14 protein-coding genes and 1 tRNA gene are annotated in these 18,366 nt (G+C 58.0%); 10 read left to right on the top strand and 5 right to left on the bottom strand.

Features of this window, described 5'->3' with window-relative positions:
• Positions 1–23 precede the first annotated feature (23 nt).
• The 5 genes from H9S92_RS10170 (at position 24) to H9S92_RS10190 (ending at position 4,840) form a co-directional block, all read left to right on the top strand.
• Positions 24–941, top strand: coding sequence for a carbohydrate kinase family protein (locus H9S92_RS10170; protein WP_187466604.1), 918 nt, complete (start codon positions 24–26; stop codon positions 939–941).
• 157 nt (positions 942–1,098) lie between these two features.
• Positions 1,099–1,488 (top strand): hypothetical protein, encoded by a 390-nt coding sequence (locus H9S92_RS10175; protein ID WP_187466605.1) that lies wholly within the window; start codon positions 1,099–1,101, stop codon positions 1,486–1,488.
• A 331-nt stretch (positions 1,489–1,819) separates the two neighbouring features.
• On the top strand, positions 1,820–2,731 hold the full coding sequence (locus tag H9S92_RS10180) for a transporter (protein WP_187466606.1): 912 nt from the start codon (positions 1,820–1,822) through the stop codon (positions 2,729–2,731).
• Between the two features lie 78 nt (positions 2,732–2,809).
• Complete coding sequence (locus tag H9S92_RS10185; protein ID WP_187466607.1) at positions 2,810–3,673, top strand: MbnP family protein; 864 nt, start codon at positions 2,810–2,812, stop codon at positions 3,671–3,673.
• Between the two features lie 159 nt (positions 3,674–3,832).
• A complete protein-coding gene (locus H9S92_RS10190) occupies positions 3,833–4,840 on the top strand; it encodes a cytochrome-c peroxidase (RefSeq protein WP_187466608.1) in 1,008 nt (335 codons plus the stop codon).
• Positions 4,841–4,862: 22 nt separating this feature from the next.
• On the opposite strand, the gene H9S92_RS10195 is transcribed toward H9S92_RS10190, so the two are convergent.
• Entirely contained in the window at positions 4,863–6,278 is a 1,416-nt protein-coding gene (locus tag H9S92_RS10195) for an FAD-dependent oxidoreductase (protein ID WP_187466609.1), read from the bottom strand.
• A gap of 49 nt (positions 6,279–6,327) precedes the next feature.
• Positions 6,328–7,722: a hypothetical protein gene (locus H9S92_RS10200; protein ID WP_187466610.1), complete on the bottom strand. Its 1,395-nt coding sequence runs from the start codon at positions 7,720–7,722 to the stop codon at positions 6,328–6,330.
• A 177-nt stretch (positions 7,723–7,899) separates the two neighbouring features.
• On the opposite strand from H9S92_RS10200, the gene H9S92_RS10205 reads away from it, so the two are divergent.
• Positions 7,900–7,972 (top strand) — tRNA-Gly (locus H9S92_RS10205).
• Between the two features lie 709 nt (positions 7,973–8,681).
• On the opposite strand, the gene H9S92_RS10210 is transcribed toward H9S92_RS10205, so the two are convergent.
• Positions 8,682–9,881, bottom strand: coding sequence for a 6-bladed beta-propeller (locus tag H9S92_RS10210; RefSeq protein WP_187466611.1), 1,200 nt, complete (start codon positions 9,879–9,881; stop codon positions 8,682–8,684).
• A 453-nt stretch (positions 9,882–10,334) separates the two neighbouring features.
• Here H9S92_RS10210 and H9S92_RS10215 point away from each other — a divergent pair, with 453 nt between their 5' ends.
• Together H9S92_RS10215 and H9S92_RS10220 are read left to right on the top strand one after the other, a co-directional pair.
• Positions 10,335–11,375, top strand: coding sequence for a phosphotransferase family protein (locus H9S92_RS10215; protein WP_187466612.1), 1,041 nt, complete (start codon positions 10,335–10,337; stop codon positions 11,373–11,375).
• Between the two features lie 33 nt (positions 11,376–11,408).
• Positions 11,409–12,629 carry an acyl-CoA dehydrogenase family protein gene (locus H9S92_RS10220; protein WP_187466613.1) on the top strand — a complete coding sequence of 407 codons (1,221 nt, stop codon included), beginning with the start codon at positions 11,409–11,411 and terminating at the stop codon, positions 12,627–12,629.
• Between the two features lie 359 nt (positions 12,630–12,988).
• On the opposite strand, the gene H9S92_RS10225 is transcribed toward H9S92_RS10220, so the two are convergent.
• Positions 12,989–15,160: a prolyl oligopeptidase family serine peptidase gene (locus tag H9S92_RS10225; protein ID WP_187466614.1), complete on the bottom strand. Its 2,172-nt coding sequence runs from the start codon at positions 15,158–15,160 to the stop codon at positions 12,989–12,991.
• Between the two features lie 208 nt (positions 15,161–15,368).
• Between H9S92_RS10225 and H9S92_RS10230 the strand changes: the two genes are divergently transcribed.
• On the top strand, positions 15,369–16,133 hold the full coding sequence (locus tag H9S92_RS10230; RefSeq protein ID WP_187466615.1) for an ankyrin repeat domain-containing protein: 765 nt from the start codon (positions 15,369–15,371) through the stop codon (positions 16,131–16,133).
• A gap of 291 nt (positions 16,134–16,424) precedes the next feature.
• Here H9S92_RS10230 and H9S92_RS10235 read toward each other — a convergent pair whose 3' ends face one another.
• Entirely contained in the window at positions 16,425–17,039 is a 615-nt protein-coding gene (locus H9S92_RS10235) for a uridine kinase family protein (RefSeq protein WP_187466616.1), read from the bottom strand.
• A 328-nt stretch (positions 17,040–17,367) separates the two neighbouring features.
• Here H9S92_RS10235 and H9S92_RS10240 point away from each other — a divergent pair, with 328 nt between their 5' ends.
• Positions 17,368–18,303 carry a DUF3667 domain-containing protein gene (locus tag H9S92_RS10240; protein ID WP_187466617.1) on the top strand — a complete coding sequence of 312 codons (936 nt, stop codon included), beginning with the start codon at positions 17,368–17,370 and terminating at the stop codon, positions 18,301–18,303.
• Positions 18,304–18,366 lie beyond the last annotated feature (63 nt).

Raw genomic sequence — 18,366 nt, forward strand, 5'->3', positions numbered from 1 at the left:
TCTCCCAGCAAAGTCTTTTCTCCATGCCCGAAATCGTTGCCATCGGCGAACTCCTCATCGACCTCATCAGCACGAACTACGCCGATGATTTTCAGTCGGCCGATCACTACCAGCGGCTCCCCGGCGGCAGCCCCGCCAACCTGGCCATGAACCTGGCCCGCCTGGGGCGCAGCGTAGCTTTGGTCGCTACCGTCGGCCAGGACGACGCGGGCACCTTGCTCCTCACGGCGGTCCGGGAAGCGGGGGTGGATGTCGATCACATCGCCCGCCACGCCGACCCGACCACCCTGATCCTGGTCACCAAAAGCCGGGCCGTCAGCAACTTCGAGCCCTACCGCCTGGCCGACCGCCAAATCGGCACCGAACAACTGCCGGATGCACTGGTGCAAGGCTGCCAGGTCATCCACACCACCGCCTTTGCCCTGAGCAAGGAACCCGCCCGCAGCAACATCCTGGCCTCCATGGCCATTGCCGCCGCTGCCGGAGCCAAGCCTAGCGTCGACTTCAACTACGCCGATAAGATCTGGGGCGACGACCGCGCCGCTGGCCTGCAAACCCTGACCGCACTGGCCGCCCACGGTGCCCTCGTCAAAGTCAGCGAAGTAGATTACGAACGCCTCTTCGGAGAGCCGGTACGGGAGTACCACGCCGCCGCTGCGCGCATCCAGGCCCTGGGAGCATCCGTCGTTTGCCTTACGCTGGGACCCGACGGCTGCTACGTACTGGCCCCGGATGCCGCGTTTCACCTTCCCGCCCGCCCGGTGGAGGTAAAGGATACGACGGGCGCGGGCGACGCTTTTTGGTCGGGATTTCTCGCCGCCCACGTCGCCGGATACCCCTGGTACGAATGCGCCCTGGCAGGCCGGGGGATGGCCGAGAAAAAACTCACCCGCGTCGGGGCCGTGCTGGAGGATGTCGTGTTGGAGGAGTTGTTGGAATGAAAAATATCGATGGTGCAGAAAAAGGGCCCGATTATTTAGATCAATAGCGGCGGCGAAATAAGGCAAAAAATAAATCTGTCAATTGGCCGTCATAATCAGTAGCAGTTGCGGCAGGGGTTTATGCGGCGCAACCCGGAAGGATTATCTTTGCGGGGAAATGAAACAATTGGTCATTGGTTGCTTGCTTTCGTTCTTGCTCCTGGCTCAGGCGGCGAAGAACCCGCTGTTGCTCCAATGGCAGCAATGGGCCAACGAAAGTTTCACCGAGCTCTTCTGCATCAATAAGGGCTTGGAGGATATTCCGATGTGTTTCGGCTCCTGTCAGCTGCCCGCCCTTTTTCAGGGGATGGAGAGCGATCAGGGGGATGACGAGTTGCAAGCGGTGCTTCCGCTGGCCACGGTGCTTTATTGCATGTTGCCCTCCTCCCAACGAGAAAATCCGGTGCCGAATCCCGTTCTGGTTCCTCAGGATAACCCGGTTTTCGTCCCTTCATTGATTGCCCGCCACTACGTTGGCACCGTTTTCGAACCGCCTATAATGGGTTAATACGAAAACGGCCCTGCTTCCCCGTAAATAATTCGCGTACTCCTGCTGCATCCTCCTTGGTATGTGGGCATTGCGCTGCCCTTTGGGTGGGGAATTGGCAGGTTTTTATCGTCCGTTCCCGGAAGGCCATATCCTTTGTTTAGGTTTACTGCTATTTTTTCTGCTGGCCTTACTGCCGTGCTTCCTTGTAGCGTGGGGTAAGAGGTGGGAATATGCGTAGACTGTAAATTACTGGGTCCGGGTTTTGCGTCTTCCGCATCCGCGCTGCCGGCGAGGCAGTAGCCTTAGGCGGAATTGCTCCGTCGTTTGATCATCATTAAATTTCTGGATTATGTATGTGCGTAAATTGCTACTGGCAATGCTGGTTTTGCTATGCCCGGTAATGACCAAAGCCTGCGATGCTTGTGGCTGCGGAATTGGCGGTGGTGGCTTTGGCTTGCTTTCTCTGTACCGCAATAATTTTGTGGGCCTCAGTTACGGTGGCTTGCCCTTCCGGAGCAAGCTAACGAGTGGGGAGTATACGGGTACGGAAGACGTCTTTCATCTTCTGGAGTTGCAACTCCGCTACGAAATAATGCCGGGCTGGCGGGTGGATGCAGTGATGCCCTACCGCCATAACGTACGGATTAGTCCGGACGGCGATGATACCCTGGAAGGCTTGGGCGATCTGCGCTTTGGAGTCAATTACGTCCTGGCGGACAACCGGCCGCTGGGCCAGCAAGGGGGCTCCTGGTACTGGGAGGCGGGGCTGGTGCTGAGCGCGCCCACGGGAGCATACCAGGCGGACTTGCTGGACCAGCGCTATTTGCCCGACAATTTTAATCTGGGCCGCGGAGCGCTTGGCTACGGGTTACGATCGGCTTTGGTGCTTAACCACCAGCGGGTGGGCCTGAGCCTGAGCGGCCGGCACCTCCGCTACGCGAAGAGCGATGCCCACTACCGCTTCGGGGCGGAGACCAGCCTTTCGGCGCAGGTTTTCAGCCAATTCAGTTACGACCCCCATTGGAAATTGATCCCTTTTGTGGGATTGAACTACGAGCGGACGGCGGCCAACGAAACCGTTGATGCCCTGCCCGTCCACGCCACCGGAGGCAAGGCCTTGCTGGCGGCGGCGGGCGTGAACGTCCGCTACGATGATTTTACCATCGGAGTGGTGGCCAGCCTTCCCTTAGCACAAGACTACGCGGAGGGGATGACGGAACTAGGTTTCAGCCGGCAGATACAAATCCTTTATAATTTTTAAAACCATCTCTGCACCTGCGTCAGCGCCCAAAAAACGGCGCACGCTATTGCATTTTTTCACCATTAATATTTTTTAACCATGAAGACTTTCCCCATTTACGCCATGCTGGCCATGGCCCTGTTTACCTTCGCCGCCTGCGAAGACGACGATAACCTGCAACCCGCCACCGTGGGTACTTTTGAAGTGGAATTCGAGCACGTAATGGGCCCGCAGGACAACCAACGGGCATTCAACCTAAGCGCAGTGGGCTCCACGGATTTCCCCTACACCAACGCCGCAAACCAACCTTACAACATCACCCTTTTGCGCTACTACGTAAGCGAAGTGGTGCTGGAAGGCCCCAACGGCGAACGTTTTGAAGACCCCATGAGCGTGAGCGCTACGGATGCCCAAGGCTATTACCTCATCGACGCGGCCAACCCCGGCAGCCTTACGTTTGACCTTGAGGATGTTCCTTCCGGGCAGTACAACAAAATCAGTTTCCTGCTCGGCGTTGACAGCACGGGCGTGCTCGAAGGTGCTGCGGGCGGTGTGCTTGATCCGGCAACGAGCGGGATGTTCTGGAGCTGGAACTCGGGCTACGTTGCCCTGAAGGTAGAAGGCCAAAGCCCCGTCAGTCCCGGCGGAGCGAGCGGTAATACCATCGTGCCGGCCAATGAAGATGGGATCGTTTTTCACCTCGGAGGCTGGAAAAACATCCCCAACACGCCCTTCCGCTACAACAACCAGCGGATCGTGCTTGATTTTGACACCAACGCCCGGGTGGGTGAAGGGCTGAGCCCCAGCGTACACCTGGAAATGGACGTTGCGACCTTGTTTGACGGACCGGAAACCAGCGTTGATTTTGCCAATGGTAACGTCAATATGCACCGCCCGGTAGACGCCACCCCGATGGCGAAAAACGCCGCAGCGACTTTCCGCTACGATCATATTCACCAGTAAATAAGTGTAAACACCCGCCAGCGCGGCAATGCGTTGGCGGGTGTTTAATATGCCATTTTATTTCCTTTTTTACTGAACGAAATAAGCGGTTTCAATCAATGGTCCCTGAAAACGAAACCGTTTTCGGGGATTATTTCTACCTATTGAAAACCCAGCAAAATGCGCCATCTTTTTCTTCCCCTCCTCCTGCTCTTCGCCCAGGGCTGCCAGCCCGAGCCAGTGGAAAGTACAGCGTCGTACACTTTCGTCGCTCCCCCGCATTTCCCGCCCCCAACCTACGATTTTGCGCGCAACCCGATAACGGAAGAAGGGTTCCGTCTGGGCAAGCGCCTGTTTGAAGACTTGCGCCTTTCGCGGGACGGTTCGGTAAGCTGCGCCAGCTGTCACCAACAGGCCGTAGCCTTTGCCGACCCCCAGCACCGGCTCAGCGTCGGGGTGGAGGAGCGGGTGGGCCTGCGGAACGCCCCGGGTTTGTTTAACCTGGCCTTCACAACGGAGTTTATGTGGGACGGCGGGATTGCGCACCTGGATTTTGTGACGATTAACGCCATCACCGCTCCGTTCGAGATGGACGAAAGCCTGGAGAATGTGGTGCATAAACTCCGGGCCGACGCCAGCTATCGTACGGCCTTCGCGCGGGCTTTTGGAGAGGACACCATCACTTCTGGTCTGATGTTGCAGGCACTGAGTCAATACCAGGCCTTGTTGGTTTCGGACCGCAGTAAGTACGACGACGTAGTATTGGGCCGCAACGGGGCGGCGTTTACGGCCGAGGAGCTGCGCGGAGAAGCGATTTTTAAACTCCGCTGCGCCAGTTGTCACGCCGGCCCCTTGTTTACGGACGGCACCTACCGCAATAATGGGCTGGACGGAGCAGGCGAACAAGACCTGGGCCGCAGCCTGATTACCGAAACGGAAGAAGACCGGGGGAAATTCCGGGTACCCACGCTGCGCAACGTCGGGCGCACCGCTCCTTACATGCACGACGGCCGCTTTTCCACCTTGGTCGAGGTATTAGAGCATTACCGTACGGGGGTGATTACCTCCCCAACCCTTGACCCCGCACTGGAAAACGGTATTACGCTTAGTGCGCAGGAGGTAGCCGATGTGCTGGCCTTCCTGGAAACCCTGACGGACTGGCCATTTTTGCAGGACCCGCGCTTTTAGCTTCGTTTAAAGCGCCCCACGCCTACCCCTTCAAATAAGCTTTAACCCCGTAGCTTGCCAATACCCCTTCGCCCGTAGCGGCAGCCACCTGGGCGATGGCCCCCTCGCGGACGTCGCCAGCGGCGAAGATGCCGGGGATGGAAGTCTGGGCCAGGCCCTGTGTAGCAATAAAGCCCCGCTCGTTGAGATCCAGCAAGTCTTTAAATGGCTGGGTGTTGGGGAGCAGCCCGATGAAAACGAAGGCGCCGTCGGCCTCGATCAGTTTTTCTTTGCCCGTAGCATTGTCTTTCACTTCCAGGCCCTTGAATTTGCCCGCCTTGTCGGAAACAAAACGGACGGGCGTAGTATCCAGGTAAGTCGCGATTTTGTCCTGCATCCCCGCTAGCTTCTCGGTGTAGATCGAATCCGCCGAAAAGGCTTCGGAGCGGTGGACCAAGTGGACTTTTTTGGTAAAGCCCGCCAGGAAAATACCTTCCTCGAGGGCGGAGTTGCCGCCGCCGATGACGATGATTTCCCGGTCGCGGTAAAAAGCTCCGTCGCAGGTAGCGCAGAAGTGGACGCCGGAGCCGATCAGCTCCTGTTCCCCGGGAATGCCGAGCATCCGGTAAGTGGAGCCTGTGGCAATGACGATGCTGCGGCCCTGGTAGGCATCGCCTTTGGTCCGCACCGTGAAGCAGTGTTCCCCGGGCTCGATGCCCGTCACTTCCACGCCCGTGATGATCTCCGCCCCGTAGGTTCTGGCTTGTTCTTCCATTTTGTCCATCAGGTCGGGGCCGGAGATGTTGGTGAAGCCTGGGTAGTTCTCGATTTTTTCCGTCAGCCAGGCGTTACCGCCGATGTTTTTCTTTTCGAGGATCAGGCTATCGAAACGGTCGCGCTGGGCGTAGATGGCCGTGGTGAGTCCGGCTGCGCCACCGCCGATGATGATGACGTCGTAGCTTTTCTGGGGTTTTTCCTCGTCGAGTTTGAGCAGCTGGCGGAGGGTGTCGTTATCGGGATTGGTGTGGGGCTGGCCATCAATGAGGATGGTGGGGATGATGCGTTTGCCCTTGTTGATTTTCTCGACCAGCTCGGCGGCCCATTCGTGTTGGTCCACCTCGATGTACTGGAAGCGGACCTGGGCATCCCGCAGGTAGCGTTTGGCGCGGCGGCAATCGGGGCACCAGTCGGCGCCGTACATGACGACAACTCCGGTGGGGTTGATGCCCAGAATTTCGTCCAACGCCGCATTATCGGGGTTGGTGTAGGATTTCCCGTGGAGGGTCAGGGTGGGGATGATGCGTTTGCCGCTGTTGATCTTTTCGACCAAGGCGGTGGCTTTTTTATCGAGATCGACGTCGATGAACTGGTAGTCGATGCCGTGCTGGTCCAGGTAAGCTTTGGCGCGGCGGCAGTCGGGGCACCAGTCGGCACCGTAGAGTTTCAGTTGGTCTGGCATGATGATGTTGTAGGTGGACTTAATTTTGGTTAGTCGGTAAAAGCGGTGCTCAGGGGCAATCGAGGTAGATGCGGGCGGCGTTGGCCATTGCCTCTGTCCTCACTTTGCACCTGCGTTGAGCGCCCAAAACCTGATCATGTTCCATCCGGGCCCGGATGTTCCCGTTGGTGAGCACGTCGTAAAGTAACACGTATTTCCCGGTCGGGGGTTGGTCCTGGAGGTCCTGTACCGTCGGCGTTGTGCTTTGCGGGGCCCCCGAAACGGGGTGGATGCGGCGGTAATAATCAAAGGCGGGTTCCGAACTGTAATGCAACAGCGGGCGGTAGCCGGGGTCGAAGGTCGTGACCAACCAGCGGGCGTCGGAGAAGGAAAGGGGCGAAGTGTAGTGGCGCGACACATTGGAGCCTCCGAGGACGATCAGCCAGCCCAACAGCAGTCCGTAGCGCGCCAAACTCGGGATCTTTTGCTCCGCAAAAACCCGCTGGCTACTGATGGCGGCCAGCCACCACCAGCCGGGCAGGGTGAAGAGCAGCAGCCGGGTAATAAGGCTGTACTGCCCCTGGGTGGAGGCGGCCAGCACCAGCAGCACGGGCCAGAACAACAGCGCCGCTGCGGTGGGGCGTAACGCCAGGCCCGCCAGCGCCAGCGCGGTCCCCACACCAATGCTCCAGGCCGTGAAGCCAAAGGCCAGTTTGGGCAGTTCCACCAGCAGCCAGAGCGCTCGCAGCCAGTCGAAACCCGCCGTGCCGGGCAGTGGGAAAAAGTATTGCTCGTGGTAGTTGGCCAGTTGGACGTCGTTGACGGAAGGGCGCAGCAGCACCAGGTACAAGACCACAAAACTCAGCAGCCAAAGGCCCGAAACCAGCAGCCAGCCCAGTCGGCCTTCCTTGGCGAACAGGCGGGTGCCCCCCACGGCCGCCAAAACGAAGGCGGCGGGCAAGGACCACCACACGGCCACCGCCCCGGCCACCACCCAAAGCCAGTGGGGCCGTGGGTAGCGCAATCCGCCGGCCAGCAACAGCGCCGCAATGCCCAGGTCCAGAGCGTAGGGTTTTACCTCCCCCACGTAGCGCAAAACGGTGGGATTGACGAAGAGCAGGGCCAACACGAGCAGCGTCCAATCCCCCAGCCGCAGCGTCCGGCTGCCCAGCACCAAGCCCACAATGCCCAGCACCCCGCCCAGCAAAGCAGGCAGGCGGAGGGACCGCTCGCCGTAACCGAAGAGCTCGCCGCAGGCTTTGGCCAGCACGAGGTACAGCGGCGGCGCGTACTGGGCGTGGTCCAGGGGCGTGAAGAGCTCGCCGAAGGAGCGATCGTAGAGGTTGCGCACCAGATTGGCCTCATCGATGAACAGCGGCCGGCCCGCCCACCAGTTGATCAGCCAAAGGGCCAGCCCCGCTAGGAGCAACAGCGCGTAGGCGAGATTGCGGTAGGTTTGGTCCATCGCTCAAATGTAGCGTGAAATTTTTTTCGCACCACATCGATTTGAAAACCAGGATTTTGGGTGGCGGCGGAGAAATTTTTCTACTTTTTCCGGGCACTTTTCTTGCAAGGATGCGATGGATGACCCTATATTTGCATCGCTTTAGCAATAAGGCAATTGGCTGAGCAGCCAGCAGACGCGGATTTAGCTCAGTTGGTAGAGCGCAACCTTGCCAAGGTTGAGGTCGCAGGTTCGAATCTTGTAATCCGCTCTAATCGCGAAAAGGGCCGTCTCCGAAAGGGGACGGCCCTTCTGCGTTGTGTGCAAAAGGAAGGATTTCCCCCCGGTCGCGTTGGTTCGAACCCAGAGCGCAGCGATCACGACCAGCGGGAGTCATCTTGTAATCCGCTCTAATCGCGAAAAGGGCCGTCTCCGAAAGGGGACGGCCCTTCTGCGTTGTGCTCCGTTGGTTTTTTTGGGCCCATGGAGTTGCATGGAGTAAGGCATGGAGTTGCTTGGAGTTTTGGCAGGGTATTGTCGCGGCTTTAGCCCGACCTAGGGACTTTAGCTCGTGGAGCTGACCTCTGGTCGGTAGGTGGTCTGGCTGAAGCCGCGACAATACCTGAGGCGACCTCTGGTCGGTAGCTGGTCGGGCTGAAGCCGCGACAATACCTGGGGCGGCCTTTGGGCAGTAAGTGGTCGGGCTGAAGCCGCGACAATACCTGGGGCGGCCTTTGGGCAGTAGGTGGTCGGGCTGAAGCCGCGACAATACCTGGGGCGGCCTTTGGGCAGTAGGTGGTCGGGCTGAAGCCGCGACAATACCTGGGGCGCGGCCGCAGGTGCGGGGAAAAGTGAAGGAGCAATGGAGAATACCCAGCACTATAAACTACTGAACTACTGAACTACTGAACTACTGAACTACCAAAGCCCACAGCGACCAACTCGCAAAGCAGTGACCCAACGAAAGAAAAGGTACGCACCTATTTCCCAAAAATGAGCATAAACCGAAACTCCGTATCCCATTGCGCCAACATCTTTTCCTGTTCTTCTTCCCCCAGTTGGAGCGCTGGCTGCTGCACAATATTGCGAACTTGTTCCTCTTCAACGATGGGCGTAAGGATTCTCCAGTAAAAGAAACCGTCTTCGGTGACACCAAGTGGTCCGGCTTCAAAGTGATCCGTGATTTCAGTGCCGCCCAGCATTTTATTATAATGCAGGCGTTTTACCAGTTGCTTGCTAGCGTACTCGTCGCGTTTGTCTACTATTGCCAATACTTTCTCTGATCCTTGGAGATACACAAAGATGATTCTATCCGGAGACTCCATAAAGTTGCCGGCACCGTGCGAATAATCCGATTGGAGAATTGGCATTATGAATTCTCTCACGTCTTGATGGGGACGATCAAAGTACTCGCCGGGAATTTCCTTGCTGCCAAAATCTAAGACATAAGGAATAGAAAGTGCATCACCGTCAATTTCGTAGATATTGGGGTAGTATTTCTGTTGAAACCTGATTTTTCCCGTACTGGTACGGTAGAGGTGATTTTTAGTGAGGAAATTCAAATATAGACGGTTGTCCTCAATAGGCAAATATTCACTAATCAATTCACCATCTATATTGACACGGCATAGTCTCCCAATGTTGGGGTTTTTTTGTGTGCCGGTGTAAACCAAAAAATGGTCTCCATCCTTAATGAAATCAATGCCAAATAGTCCGGTATTGATTTTTCTTTTTACTTTGAAATCAGCCCCGATCTGTACGATGCTCAAGCCGTCCCGGTCCAAGACATCAAGGCTCCCGTCCTGGTTGACGCTGAGGGCCCGAATCTTTTGGATTACGCCTTCCGGCCCTTGGGAATCACTCACGTAGGACTTCACATAGCGACCATTTTCATAGATGTGAACGGAGGGCTGCGGTGAATTTACTGCCACGTAGGTTTTTCCCTCTGTAATAACTACGTCAACGGCCCTGCCAAGGTCATAGTACGGTCCGCCCAGGAAAGGTTGCGCGTAGGTGTTGAGAAATACCTCTTCAAAATCTTTCCTACTTTCTAGCGGACCGGATATGGCCAAAATATCGCTCTGTTTACTGCCCGCTTCCTTCAGGTTTTCATTTGAACATCCTGAAGTAAACATGCAAGCTAATAATACCGCTGTAATAGAATGGAGTTTAGGTAGCATGTTTTACTTCTTTGAATGACAACAAATGCTCTTTAGGTATTGAGCAGGACCACAGGCGAAGGATAGGTTGGTATTGGTGCTGAAAGTACTTCGAAGAGCCGTCGTGCTGAGAAAGCAGGATAGCTGGCTTAACAAATATACGCCCTGTTTTTAATTCCTCAAGCGGAGCAACGTAAAAAATGATAAGGATTTTACTTTTGAATGAAATCAAAACATAAACAGATCGGAAATGGTTATAAGTAATTGACTGTCAATAACTTGTGATTATGGGTAGGCCGTGCCTCCGCTTTCAATTTTTCCCCTCCGGCAGCCCGACCCTGGAGGGGTCAAGCGTAGCGTCTGGTACAACCCGACGTTTTCGATAAATGAAGTTTTAGCCCATGGAGTTGCCTGGAGTGTAGCATGGAGTTGCTTGGAGTTTTTTCCTGAATCCCTACGCCCTATCTTGCCACCATGCAAACCGACTACGACAGCATCCGCCCCGGTGAAAACCTCGACTGGGGTAAGCTGGAAAACTACCTGCGCCAGCACCTCCCCGGCGCCGAAGGGCCCTTTTCCGTCGGCCAGTTCCGGGGTGGGCACGCCAACCTCACCTATCTGCTGCGCTTCGGGGAGCGGGAGTTTGTCCTGCGCCGCCCGCCGTTCGGGACCATCCCCCCGGGAGCCCACGATATGCAGCGGGAATACCGCGTCTTGCGGGGGTTGCACCCTTTTTTCCCGCCCGCGCCCCAGGCGTACCTGCTGGGCACGGACCATGCGGTGATCGGCGCCGACTTCGTCGTCGTTGAACGCCGCAGCGGGGTCGTCATTCGGCAAGGACTGCCGGAGTGCTTCGTGGGCGTAGACCGGGCACCCGAGCGACTCACCGATGCCCTCATGCGCGTCTGTGCCGACCTGCACGCGGTAGATCCCTACGCCGCCGGACTGGAAACGCTGGGCAAACCCGAAGGCTTCGTCGCCCGCCAACTCAGTGGCTGGCTGAAACGCTGGGACCTCGCCAAGCTGGAAGAAAACGACGACATCGAATGGCTCCGCGCCGAACTACCCAAAGACATTCCCGATCCGCAGCGGGTCAGTGTGGTCCACGGCGACCTAAAATTCGACAACTGCCAGTTTCAACCCAATGACCCGGACCGCGTCACTGCGGTTTTCGACTGGGACATGGCCACGCTCGGCGACCCACTTGTAGACCTGGCGGGCCTACTCAGCTTCTGGCCCGATCCCGCCCTCGACGGTGCCGACCTGCCCGTCGCCCACCAGCAGGGCGACTGGCCCAACAAAGAATACCTGCGCAGCCGCTACGCCGCCTACTCCGGCCTCGACCTGCGCCGCATGCCCTGGTACGAAGCCTTCGCCTTCCTGAAAACGGCCGTCATCGCCCAACAACTCTACGCCCGCTACGTCGCCGGAGCTACCAAAGACGAACGGATGGAAAAATTCGGCCCCGCCGCCCGCACCTTCGCCAAACTGGGCCGCATGCGCCTCTCCGCCTAAAACCTCCATCCCTCCCGACGCAAAATTTCGATCATGTTTACGGATTACAACGACAAAACCAAGGACTTACTCGCCCGCCTCGACGCTTTCCTGGAAACCCACATTTACCCCCTGGAGCAGGAGATGCTGACCTGGACGGCGGCGCACCCCTGGCAAGTCCACCCCGCCATCGAAGGCCTCAAAGCCAAAGCCCGCGCCGCCGGTCTCTGGAACCTCTTTTTACCCGAGGATTACGGCCACTTCAGTCCCGGCCTCACCAACCTGGAGTACGCCCCGCTGGCCGAGCGCATGGGGCGGGTGCTCTGGGCGTCAGAAATCTTCAACTGCAGTGCGCCGGATACCGGCAATATGGAGGTGTTGGCCCGCTACGGCACCGCCCGGCAGCAGAGCGAATGGCTGATGCCCCTGCTGGCCGGAGAAATCCGCAGCGCCTTTTTGATGACCGAGCCCGGCGTAGCCAGTTCGGATGCCACGAACATCGAAACGAGCATCGTCCGGGACGGCGACGACTACCTGATCAACGGCCGGAAGTGGTGGAGCACCGGCGCGATGCACCCCGACTGCCGGATCTTCGTCGTGATGGGCAAAACCGATCCCGCCGCCCCCCGCCACCAGCAGCAAAGCATGATTCTGGTGCCGCGCGATACGCCGGGGGTGGAGATCGTCCGGCCGCTCGAAGCTTTTGGCTCTTACGATAGTCCGGCGGGCCACGCGGAGATCCAACTGACCAACGTGCGGGTGCCGGCCGATCACCTCCTGCTGGGGGAGGGTAGGGGCTTCGAAATTGCCCAGGGGCGCTTAGGACCGGGCCGCATCCACCACTGCATGCGCCTCATCGGGGCCGCCCAGCGGAGCCTGGAGCTGATGTGCCAACGGGTCGATGCCCGCGTAGCCTTCGGGCAAAGCCTAGGGAAATTTTCCAGCATCCGCCAGGACGTGGCCCGCTCGCGCTGCGACATCGAACAGGCGCGGCTGCTTACCCTTTCCGCGGCCGACTGCATCGACCGCCACGGCATCAAGGCGGCCCAAGACCTGGTGGGCATGATCAAGATCGTCGCCCCCAGCATGGCCACGGCCGTCATCGACCGCGCCATCCAGGCGCACGGGGGGCTGGGCGCATCCTCCGATTTGCCGCTCTACGCCTTTTGGGCATACGCGCGCTCCATCCGCCTGGCCGATGGGCCCGATGAAGTCCACATGTACCAACTCGGCCGCAATACCATTGCGCGCTACGCGGCTACTGCCGGGGTGTAGTTAAGTAGTTCATAGTTCATAGTTCAGTAAGGCAAACCAGGCGCTTTAGGTCACCATCCATCCTATCTCTTGGGCCGCCCCCCGCCTGACCCCGGTAGAGGTCCAACCTTAATAACCACGGATGGAGGATGCAGCGCATCCGGAATCCGGGGTACTCCCGCAGCCTAGTCCAACGCATCAGGAATCCGGGGTATTCCCGCAGCCTAGTCCAGCGCATCCGGAATCCGGGGTATTCCCACCGCCCCAACATCGCATTTTAATCCTCAACCCCGCACCTGCGGCCGCGCCCAAAATCCCATAATTCTGGCGCGGCCGCAGGTGCACGGGCGAGTAGGCAAAGCGCAAAGGACGCCTACGCCCTAGCCCTCCACGCCATATTTCACCGGCGAATTGGTGTTGTAAAAGAAGAAACTCCAGATGTCGGCCTGCTCCTCGATGGTCTTCGAGATGGGCTTGCCCGCGCCGTGGCCCGCGTCAACGGCGACGCGGATCAAGACGGGCTTTTCGCCCGCGTGCGCCTCCTGCAGCCGCGCCGCAAACTTGAAGGAGTGGGCCGGCACCACCCGGTCGTCGTGGTCGGCCGTAGTCACCATCGTGGCGGGGTAGGCGGTGCCGTCTTTGAGGTTGTGCAGCGGCGAATAGGCCCGCAGGATGGGGAACATCTCGGGGTCAGCACTGCTGCCATACTCGGGGATCCAGCCCTTGCCAACGGTAAATTCGTGGTAGCGCAGCATATCCATTACGCCCACGGCGGGAAAGGCGACGGCGAACAAGTCCGGGCGCTGCGTCATGGCCGCACCCACCAGCAAGCCCCCGTTGGAGCCCCCGGCAATGGCCAGTTTTTCCTTGCTCGTGTAGCCTTTTTCAATGAGCCACTCGCCAGCCGCAATGAAGTCGTCGAACACGTTTTGCTTGTTTTTCAGCATGCCCGCCTGGTGCCATTCCTCGCCGTATTCGCCGCCACCCCGGAGGTTGGCCATGGCAAACACCGCACCATTTTCCAGCATGGGGATGCGGAAAGCCGAAAAGCCCGGGCTCATATTGATGTTGAATCCGCCGTACCCGTAGAGGTAAGTCGGGTTGGTGCCGTCCAGCTTGAGGCCTTTTTTGTGGACCAAAAACATCGTCACCGGCGTCCCGTCTTTGCTGGTGTAGGTGATCTGGCTTTCTTCGAAGTCGGCGGGCGTAAATTTCAGGTCGGGGGCAAAGAAGGGGCGGCTTTCGCCCGTTTCCACGTCGTATTCAAAGATGGTGGCCGGGTAAGTGAAGCTGGTGAAGGTGTAGTAGAGTTTTTTCTCTTCCTCCCGGCCGCTGAAGCCCCCGGCGCTGCCCAATCCCGGCAGTTCGATGGCTTTGCGGTTGCTGCCGTCGTAGTTCATCTGGTAGTAGCGGTCGGTGGCTTTTTCCAGGTAATTGGCGAAGAAATAGCCGCCGCCGGTATTGACACCCTGCAGGAGGTTGTCCCCCTCGGGCAAAATTTCCGTCCAGTTTTCTTCCGCCGGCTGGTCAATGTTGATCTTCACCAGGCGGTACCTGGGCGCGCCTACGTCGGTGTGGACGTAGAAGTCTTTGCCGATGGTGTGGACGAGGCTGCTCTTCTGGGTCGTTTCGGGGAAGAGGGCGATGGGCTTTTTCCCGACCGGAATGGTCTTGCCATCGAGGGGCAGGTAGTACATGGCAAAGCCATCGGTGCCGGGGGCGGCGTAGAGCACGAAGTAGTCTTCCTCCTCCGTGGTGCCTCCGTAGTGGTAGTAGCTGGGGTTGCCTTTGTCTTCGTAGATCAGTACGTCCTTGCTCTGCGGGTCGCCGAGTTTATGGTAGTAGACGCTGTGCATGGTGTTATTGCCCTTCAGGGCTTCGCCGGGAGCCGGGGCGGGGTAGCGGCTGTAGAAAAAGCCGTCTTTGTACCAGCCGGCACCGCCAAATTTGATCCACTCCAGTTCGTCGGGCAGGTCGGTATTGGTCTGCAGGTCGCGCACGTAGATCTTGTTCCAGTCAGAGCCCGCTTCGCTGCGGCTGTAGGCCATGTAGCGCTTGCTCTTATCCGCGCCCAGCAGGCCGATGCTGGTAGTGCCTTCAGCGTTGAGGGTGTTGGGGTCAATCAAGACTTTCTCTTCGCCGTTTTCGCCTTCTTTGTAGTAGTAGACGGACTGGTTCTGGAGGCCATCGTTTTTGCTCCAGATGTAGTAGTTGCCAACTTTGCTGGGCGCGCCCACGCGGGGGTAGTTGACCAGTTCGGTGAGGCGGTCGGCGATGGCTTTGCGGAAAGGGATCTGGTCCAGGTAGCCGAAAGTAGTTTTGTTTTGCTCCGTCACCCAGGCTTTGGTGGCCTCGGCGTTGTCGTCTTCCAGCCAGCGGAAGGCATCGGGTACTTCCGTGCCGTGGTAGGTGTCTACGTGGTCTACCTTTTCAGTGCTGGGGTAGGTAACGGGAATCGGGGGGTAGGCAGTAGCTTTGGTCATTTCTTCTTTTGGTGTGTCGGCGCAAGCAGCGAGCAGCAAAAGTAGGGCCAGGGGGAAAAAGTTTTTCATGCGGGGAGTGCAGGTTTTGATCCAGGCGAATTTAGGGCCAGCCGGGCACATGCGGAGCCTGTTTATCTGCGGGGCGCGGCCGCAGGTGCAAGGGAACCGACAAAAGAGCAGGCTTTTTAGACCAACGCCCATGGCCGGGGGGGCGATGGCCTAAAATAAACGGGCCCTTCCTCCCTCCCGCGCCCGCTTCCCGTATCTTTGCTTTACCATGCGCCAAGGAATTGCCCTCACCCTGTTTGTGTTCGTCCTCGCAGCCTGCGATGCTCCCGCCGGAGTGGACGAGATCGGCTTCAATGAAGAAGAATACTTCAGCCTGCCCATCATCGAAAAAATCGCGGGGTACGACGTTGCCGCACTGGAACTCCGGGACGCCGATCTTCCCCTGGCCCGCCAAAAAATGAGCAGCAGCCACGTCCTCTGGTACGCCGCCGCCTACTGCGATACGGCGCTGCTGCGGCAAACAATCCTGGGCGGCGGCAATCCCAACATCCATTTTCAGGAAAGCTTCCCGCTCTCGCTCTCCGCCTACTGCGATAGCCTGGCCCTGCCCACCATCGAAATGCTGGTGGCGGCGGGTGCCGTGGTGGATACCGTTCGCCCGCAGGGCTTCCCCGTTTTCAGCAGCGTCGTGGCCAGCGATAACCTGCCCGCCGTCCGCCTCCTCCTCGCAGTGGGCGCCGACCCCGAACGCCGGGATTTAGAGGAATACTCGGGCTGCCGGCCCATCCACTGCGCTAAATCGCCCGAGATGCTTTTCCTGTTTCTCGACCAGGGAATCTCCCTCCAGCCAGTCTGCAGCAACGGGCAGACCCTGCTCCACCGCGCCGCCATGGAAGACCTCCTCCCCCTCGCCGAGTACCTGCTGGAATACAACCTGGTCAACCCCGCTGCCCTGGACAACGACGGCTATTCCGCCTACGATTACGCGGAAATGTACGGGTTTGAGGAGATGATGGAGCGGCTCAAACAATGAGTGAATGAGTGACCGCCGGAGGCAGCAGCGTAGCTAATGAGTGAATGCGTGAATGGGCTGCCGCGAGCGACACGCTACCGCACGGGATATGCTACCGCACGGGATATGCATGGCAGTTATTGTCAGCTCTACTACCTCTGAAATTCAATTATTCAATAAGCTTCCGCACAGTATACGCTTTTCATTTATGGCCAGCGCTGTTTTCACGGCGGTTGATTATTTATTTAATCGATTATTCGATTATTCACTCATTCATTCACTCATTCATTCACTCATTCACGCATTCACCCCTCAGACCATCGTCTCCACAAAAGCCCGCACCACCTTCAGGCCCATATTAAAGTCCGTATTATTATTCACGATGATGTCGGCCTTTTCCCGGTAGGGCTCTACGTATTTTTCGTAGGAGGGTAAGACGTGGTGTTCGTAGCGGTAGAGTACGTCTTCGAGGGGGTAGTTGCGCTCCAGTTGGTCGCGCTTAATGCGGCGGACGACCTTGAGGTTGTCCTTGGCGTGCAGGAAGATGCGTAGGTCGAGCATCTTGCGGAGTTCCTTGTAGTGGAAGACGAAGAGGCCTTCGACGATGATGACCGGGGCAGGCTTGAAGGTGAGCGTCTGTGGGTCCGCCAGTTCGTTGTTGAAGACGTATTCCTTGCGATGGACGGTCTTGCCCTGGCAGAGTAACTCAAGATCGCGGACAAACTCCCGGCGGTAAATCGAGCTGGGCCGATCAAAGTTGTGGATGCCCTGGGCGTCCTTTTTCTGCTTTTCGCGGGGGACGTAGTAGTCGTCCATGCTCAAGTAACAAACCTGGTCTTCCTGCAAGCCTTCGCGGAGACCGCGGATGAACGTTGTTTTACCGGATCCGGAGCCGCCGGTGATGCCAATGAGAAAAGGACGCTTCATGGGGGCGAAGATAGGTTACGCCCGATCAAGGTGGCCCGCCCGCCGGTATTCTTCCCAAAAAGCATCGCTGGCCGGGGGGCGAAGCGTATCTTGGCAGCCTGAGGAAGGGACTTTCACCTGCCGGGCAGTTTGCCGCACTGCTTCGTTCTGATCTTTCCCCCTTTTCCTTCCACCCCAACGCCGCTACGCCATGGTGCCGATACCGGAGAACGATCCCTTGCAAGAATATCCCCGCTGCAACTGCTGCGGGAGCCCGATGTGGCCAGGCGAACGGTTTTGCAGCGACTGCGGGCAAAAGGTCTACCATGGCCCGCCCAGCTTCTGGGGAATGCTCAGCACCTTTTATGCGGATACCTTCAGCCTGGACAACCGCTTTTTCCGGACGATGCGGCAGCTGCTCGTCCCGGGCCGGCTCACCACCCTGTACCTTACGGGCCGGCAACAGCCCTATTTCCAACCCCTGCGGCTGTTTTTTGTCAGCGGCCTGCTGATGATTGGCGTATACGGCGCAGTGGCAAGCACCGCGATCGGCGACAGCCTGGAGCGCTCCACCGAGAACAAACGCTCCGAGGCCTACCAAAAAGTCTACAGTGAAAAGCTGATAGGCCAGGTTGATAGCGTCCGCCTTGCCTTCCCGCAGGCTATCGTCCGGCAGGCCACCGATAGCCTGATCGTTAGCATGGGACGCATCGAAAATGATTCGACCGAGCTCGGGTACCTCGATTTTAGCCAGGGACTGGGCGGTACAACGACGCCCTTCATCATTTCTGACCAGGATTACATCCTGCTGACGCCGGAGGAAATCGTCACGAAATACGGAATCACCGGCCGCCTGAACCGCTACCAGGTCAAACAGCTCGTACGCCTGAACCGTATGAACCTGAGTGATGTCAACAAATTGATCGGCCAGTTGATCTGGGGCCTGCTGGTGATGGTTCCCATTTCAGCCTTGCTCCTCAAAGTGGTGTACATCCGCCGGAAAAAGAAGTACGTTGCCCACTTCGTATTTTCACTGCACACGCACTCGTTTTTATTCCTCACCCATTTTCTGGGAGCTTGTGAACTGGCCATCTTCGGTACGCCCTACCTCATCATCTTCGGCACCCTGGCCAGCATCGTCTATTTCGTCCTGTCCCTGAAAAAGGTATACCAGCAGGGTTGGTGGCGAACGCTGATCAAAGCATTCCTCCTGATGTGGGCCTACCTCTTCCTTTTGCAGCTGGTGGCCTTCGTGACTTTGCTGACCTGGATGGTATTATTTTAAGTCCCCCTCCCGATCCGGTCCGGCTGGGTTTCATTTTAGCCCATGGAGTTACCTGGAGTTGTT

The sequence above is a fragment of the Neolewinella lacunae genome (genome assembly GCF_014349155.1).
Taxonomy (GTDB): Bacteria; Bacteroidota; Bacteroidia; order Chitinophagales; family Saprospiraceae; genus Neolewinella; species Neolewinella lacunae.

Bases quoted from the DNA above. Each gene is read 5' to 3' on its own strand.
- H9S92_RS10225 (WP_187466614.1), bottom strand. From the start codon at position 15,160: ATGAAAAACTTTTTCCCCCTGGCCCTACTTTTGCTGCTCGCTGCTTGC.
- H9S92_RS10180 (WP_187466606.1), top strand. From the start codon at position 1,820: ATGTATGTGCGTAAATTGCTACTGGCAATGCTGGTTTTGCTATGCCCG.
- H9S92_RS10200 (WP_187466610.1), bottom strand. From the start codon at position 7,722: ATGGACCAAACCTACCGCAATCTCGCCTACGCGCTGTTGCTCCTAGCG.
- H9S92_RS10195 (WP_187466609.1), bottom strand. From the start codon at position 6,278: ATGCCAGACCAACTGAAACTCTACGGTGCCGACTGGTGCCCCGACTGC.
- H9S92_RS10235 (WP_187466616.1), bottom strand. From the start codon at position 17,039: ATGAAGCGTCCTTTTCTCATTGGCATCACCGGCGGCTCCGGATCCGGT.
- H9S92_RS10220 (WP_187466613.1), top strand. From the start codon at position 11,409: ATGTTTACGGATTACAACGACAAAACCAAGGACTTACTCGCCCGCCTC.
- H9S92_RS10210 (WP_187466611.1), bottom strand. From the start codon at position 9,881: ATGCTACCTAAACTCCATTCTATTACAGCGGTATTATTAGCTTGCATG.
- H9S92_RS10215 (WP_187466612.1), top strand. From the start codon at position 10,335: ATGCAAACCGACTACGACAGCATCCGCCCCGGTGAAAACCTCGACTGG.
- H9S92_RS10190 (WP_187466608.1), top strand. From the start codon at position 3,833: ATGCGCCATCTTTTTCTTCCCCTCCTCCTGCTCTTCGCCCAGGGCTGC.
- H9S92_RS10185 (WP_187466607.1), top strand. From the start codon at position 2,810: ATGAAGACTTTCCCCATTTACGCCATGCTGGCCATGGCCCTGTTTACC.
- H9S92_RS10230 (WP_187466615.1), top strand. From the start codon at position 15,369: ATGCGCCAAGGAATTGCCCTCACCCTGTTTGTGTTCGTCCTCGCAGCC.
- H9S92_RS10170 (WP_187466604.1), top strand. From the start codon at position 24: ATGCCCGAAATCGTTGCCATCGGCGAACTCCTCATCGACCTCATCAGC.
- H9S92_RS10175 (WP_187466605.1), top strand. From the start codon at position 1,099: ATGAAACAATTGGTCATTGGTTGCTTGCTTTCGTTCTTGCTCCTGGCT.
- H9S92_RS10240 (WP_187466617.1), top strand. From the start codon at position 17,368: ATGCTCAGCACCTTTTATGCGGATACCTTCAGCCTGGACAACCGCTTT.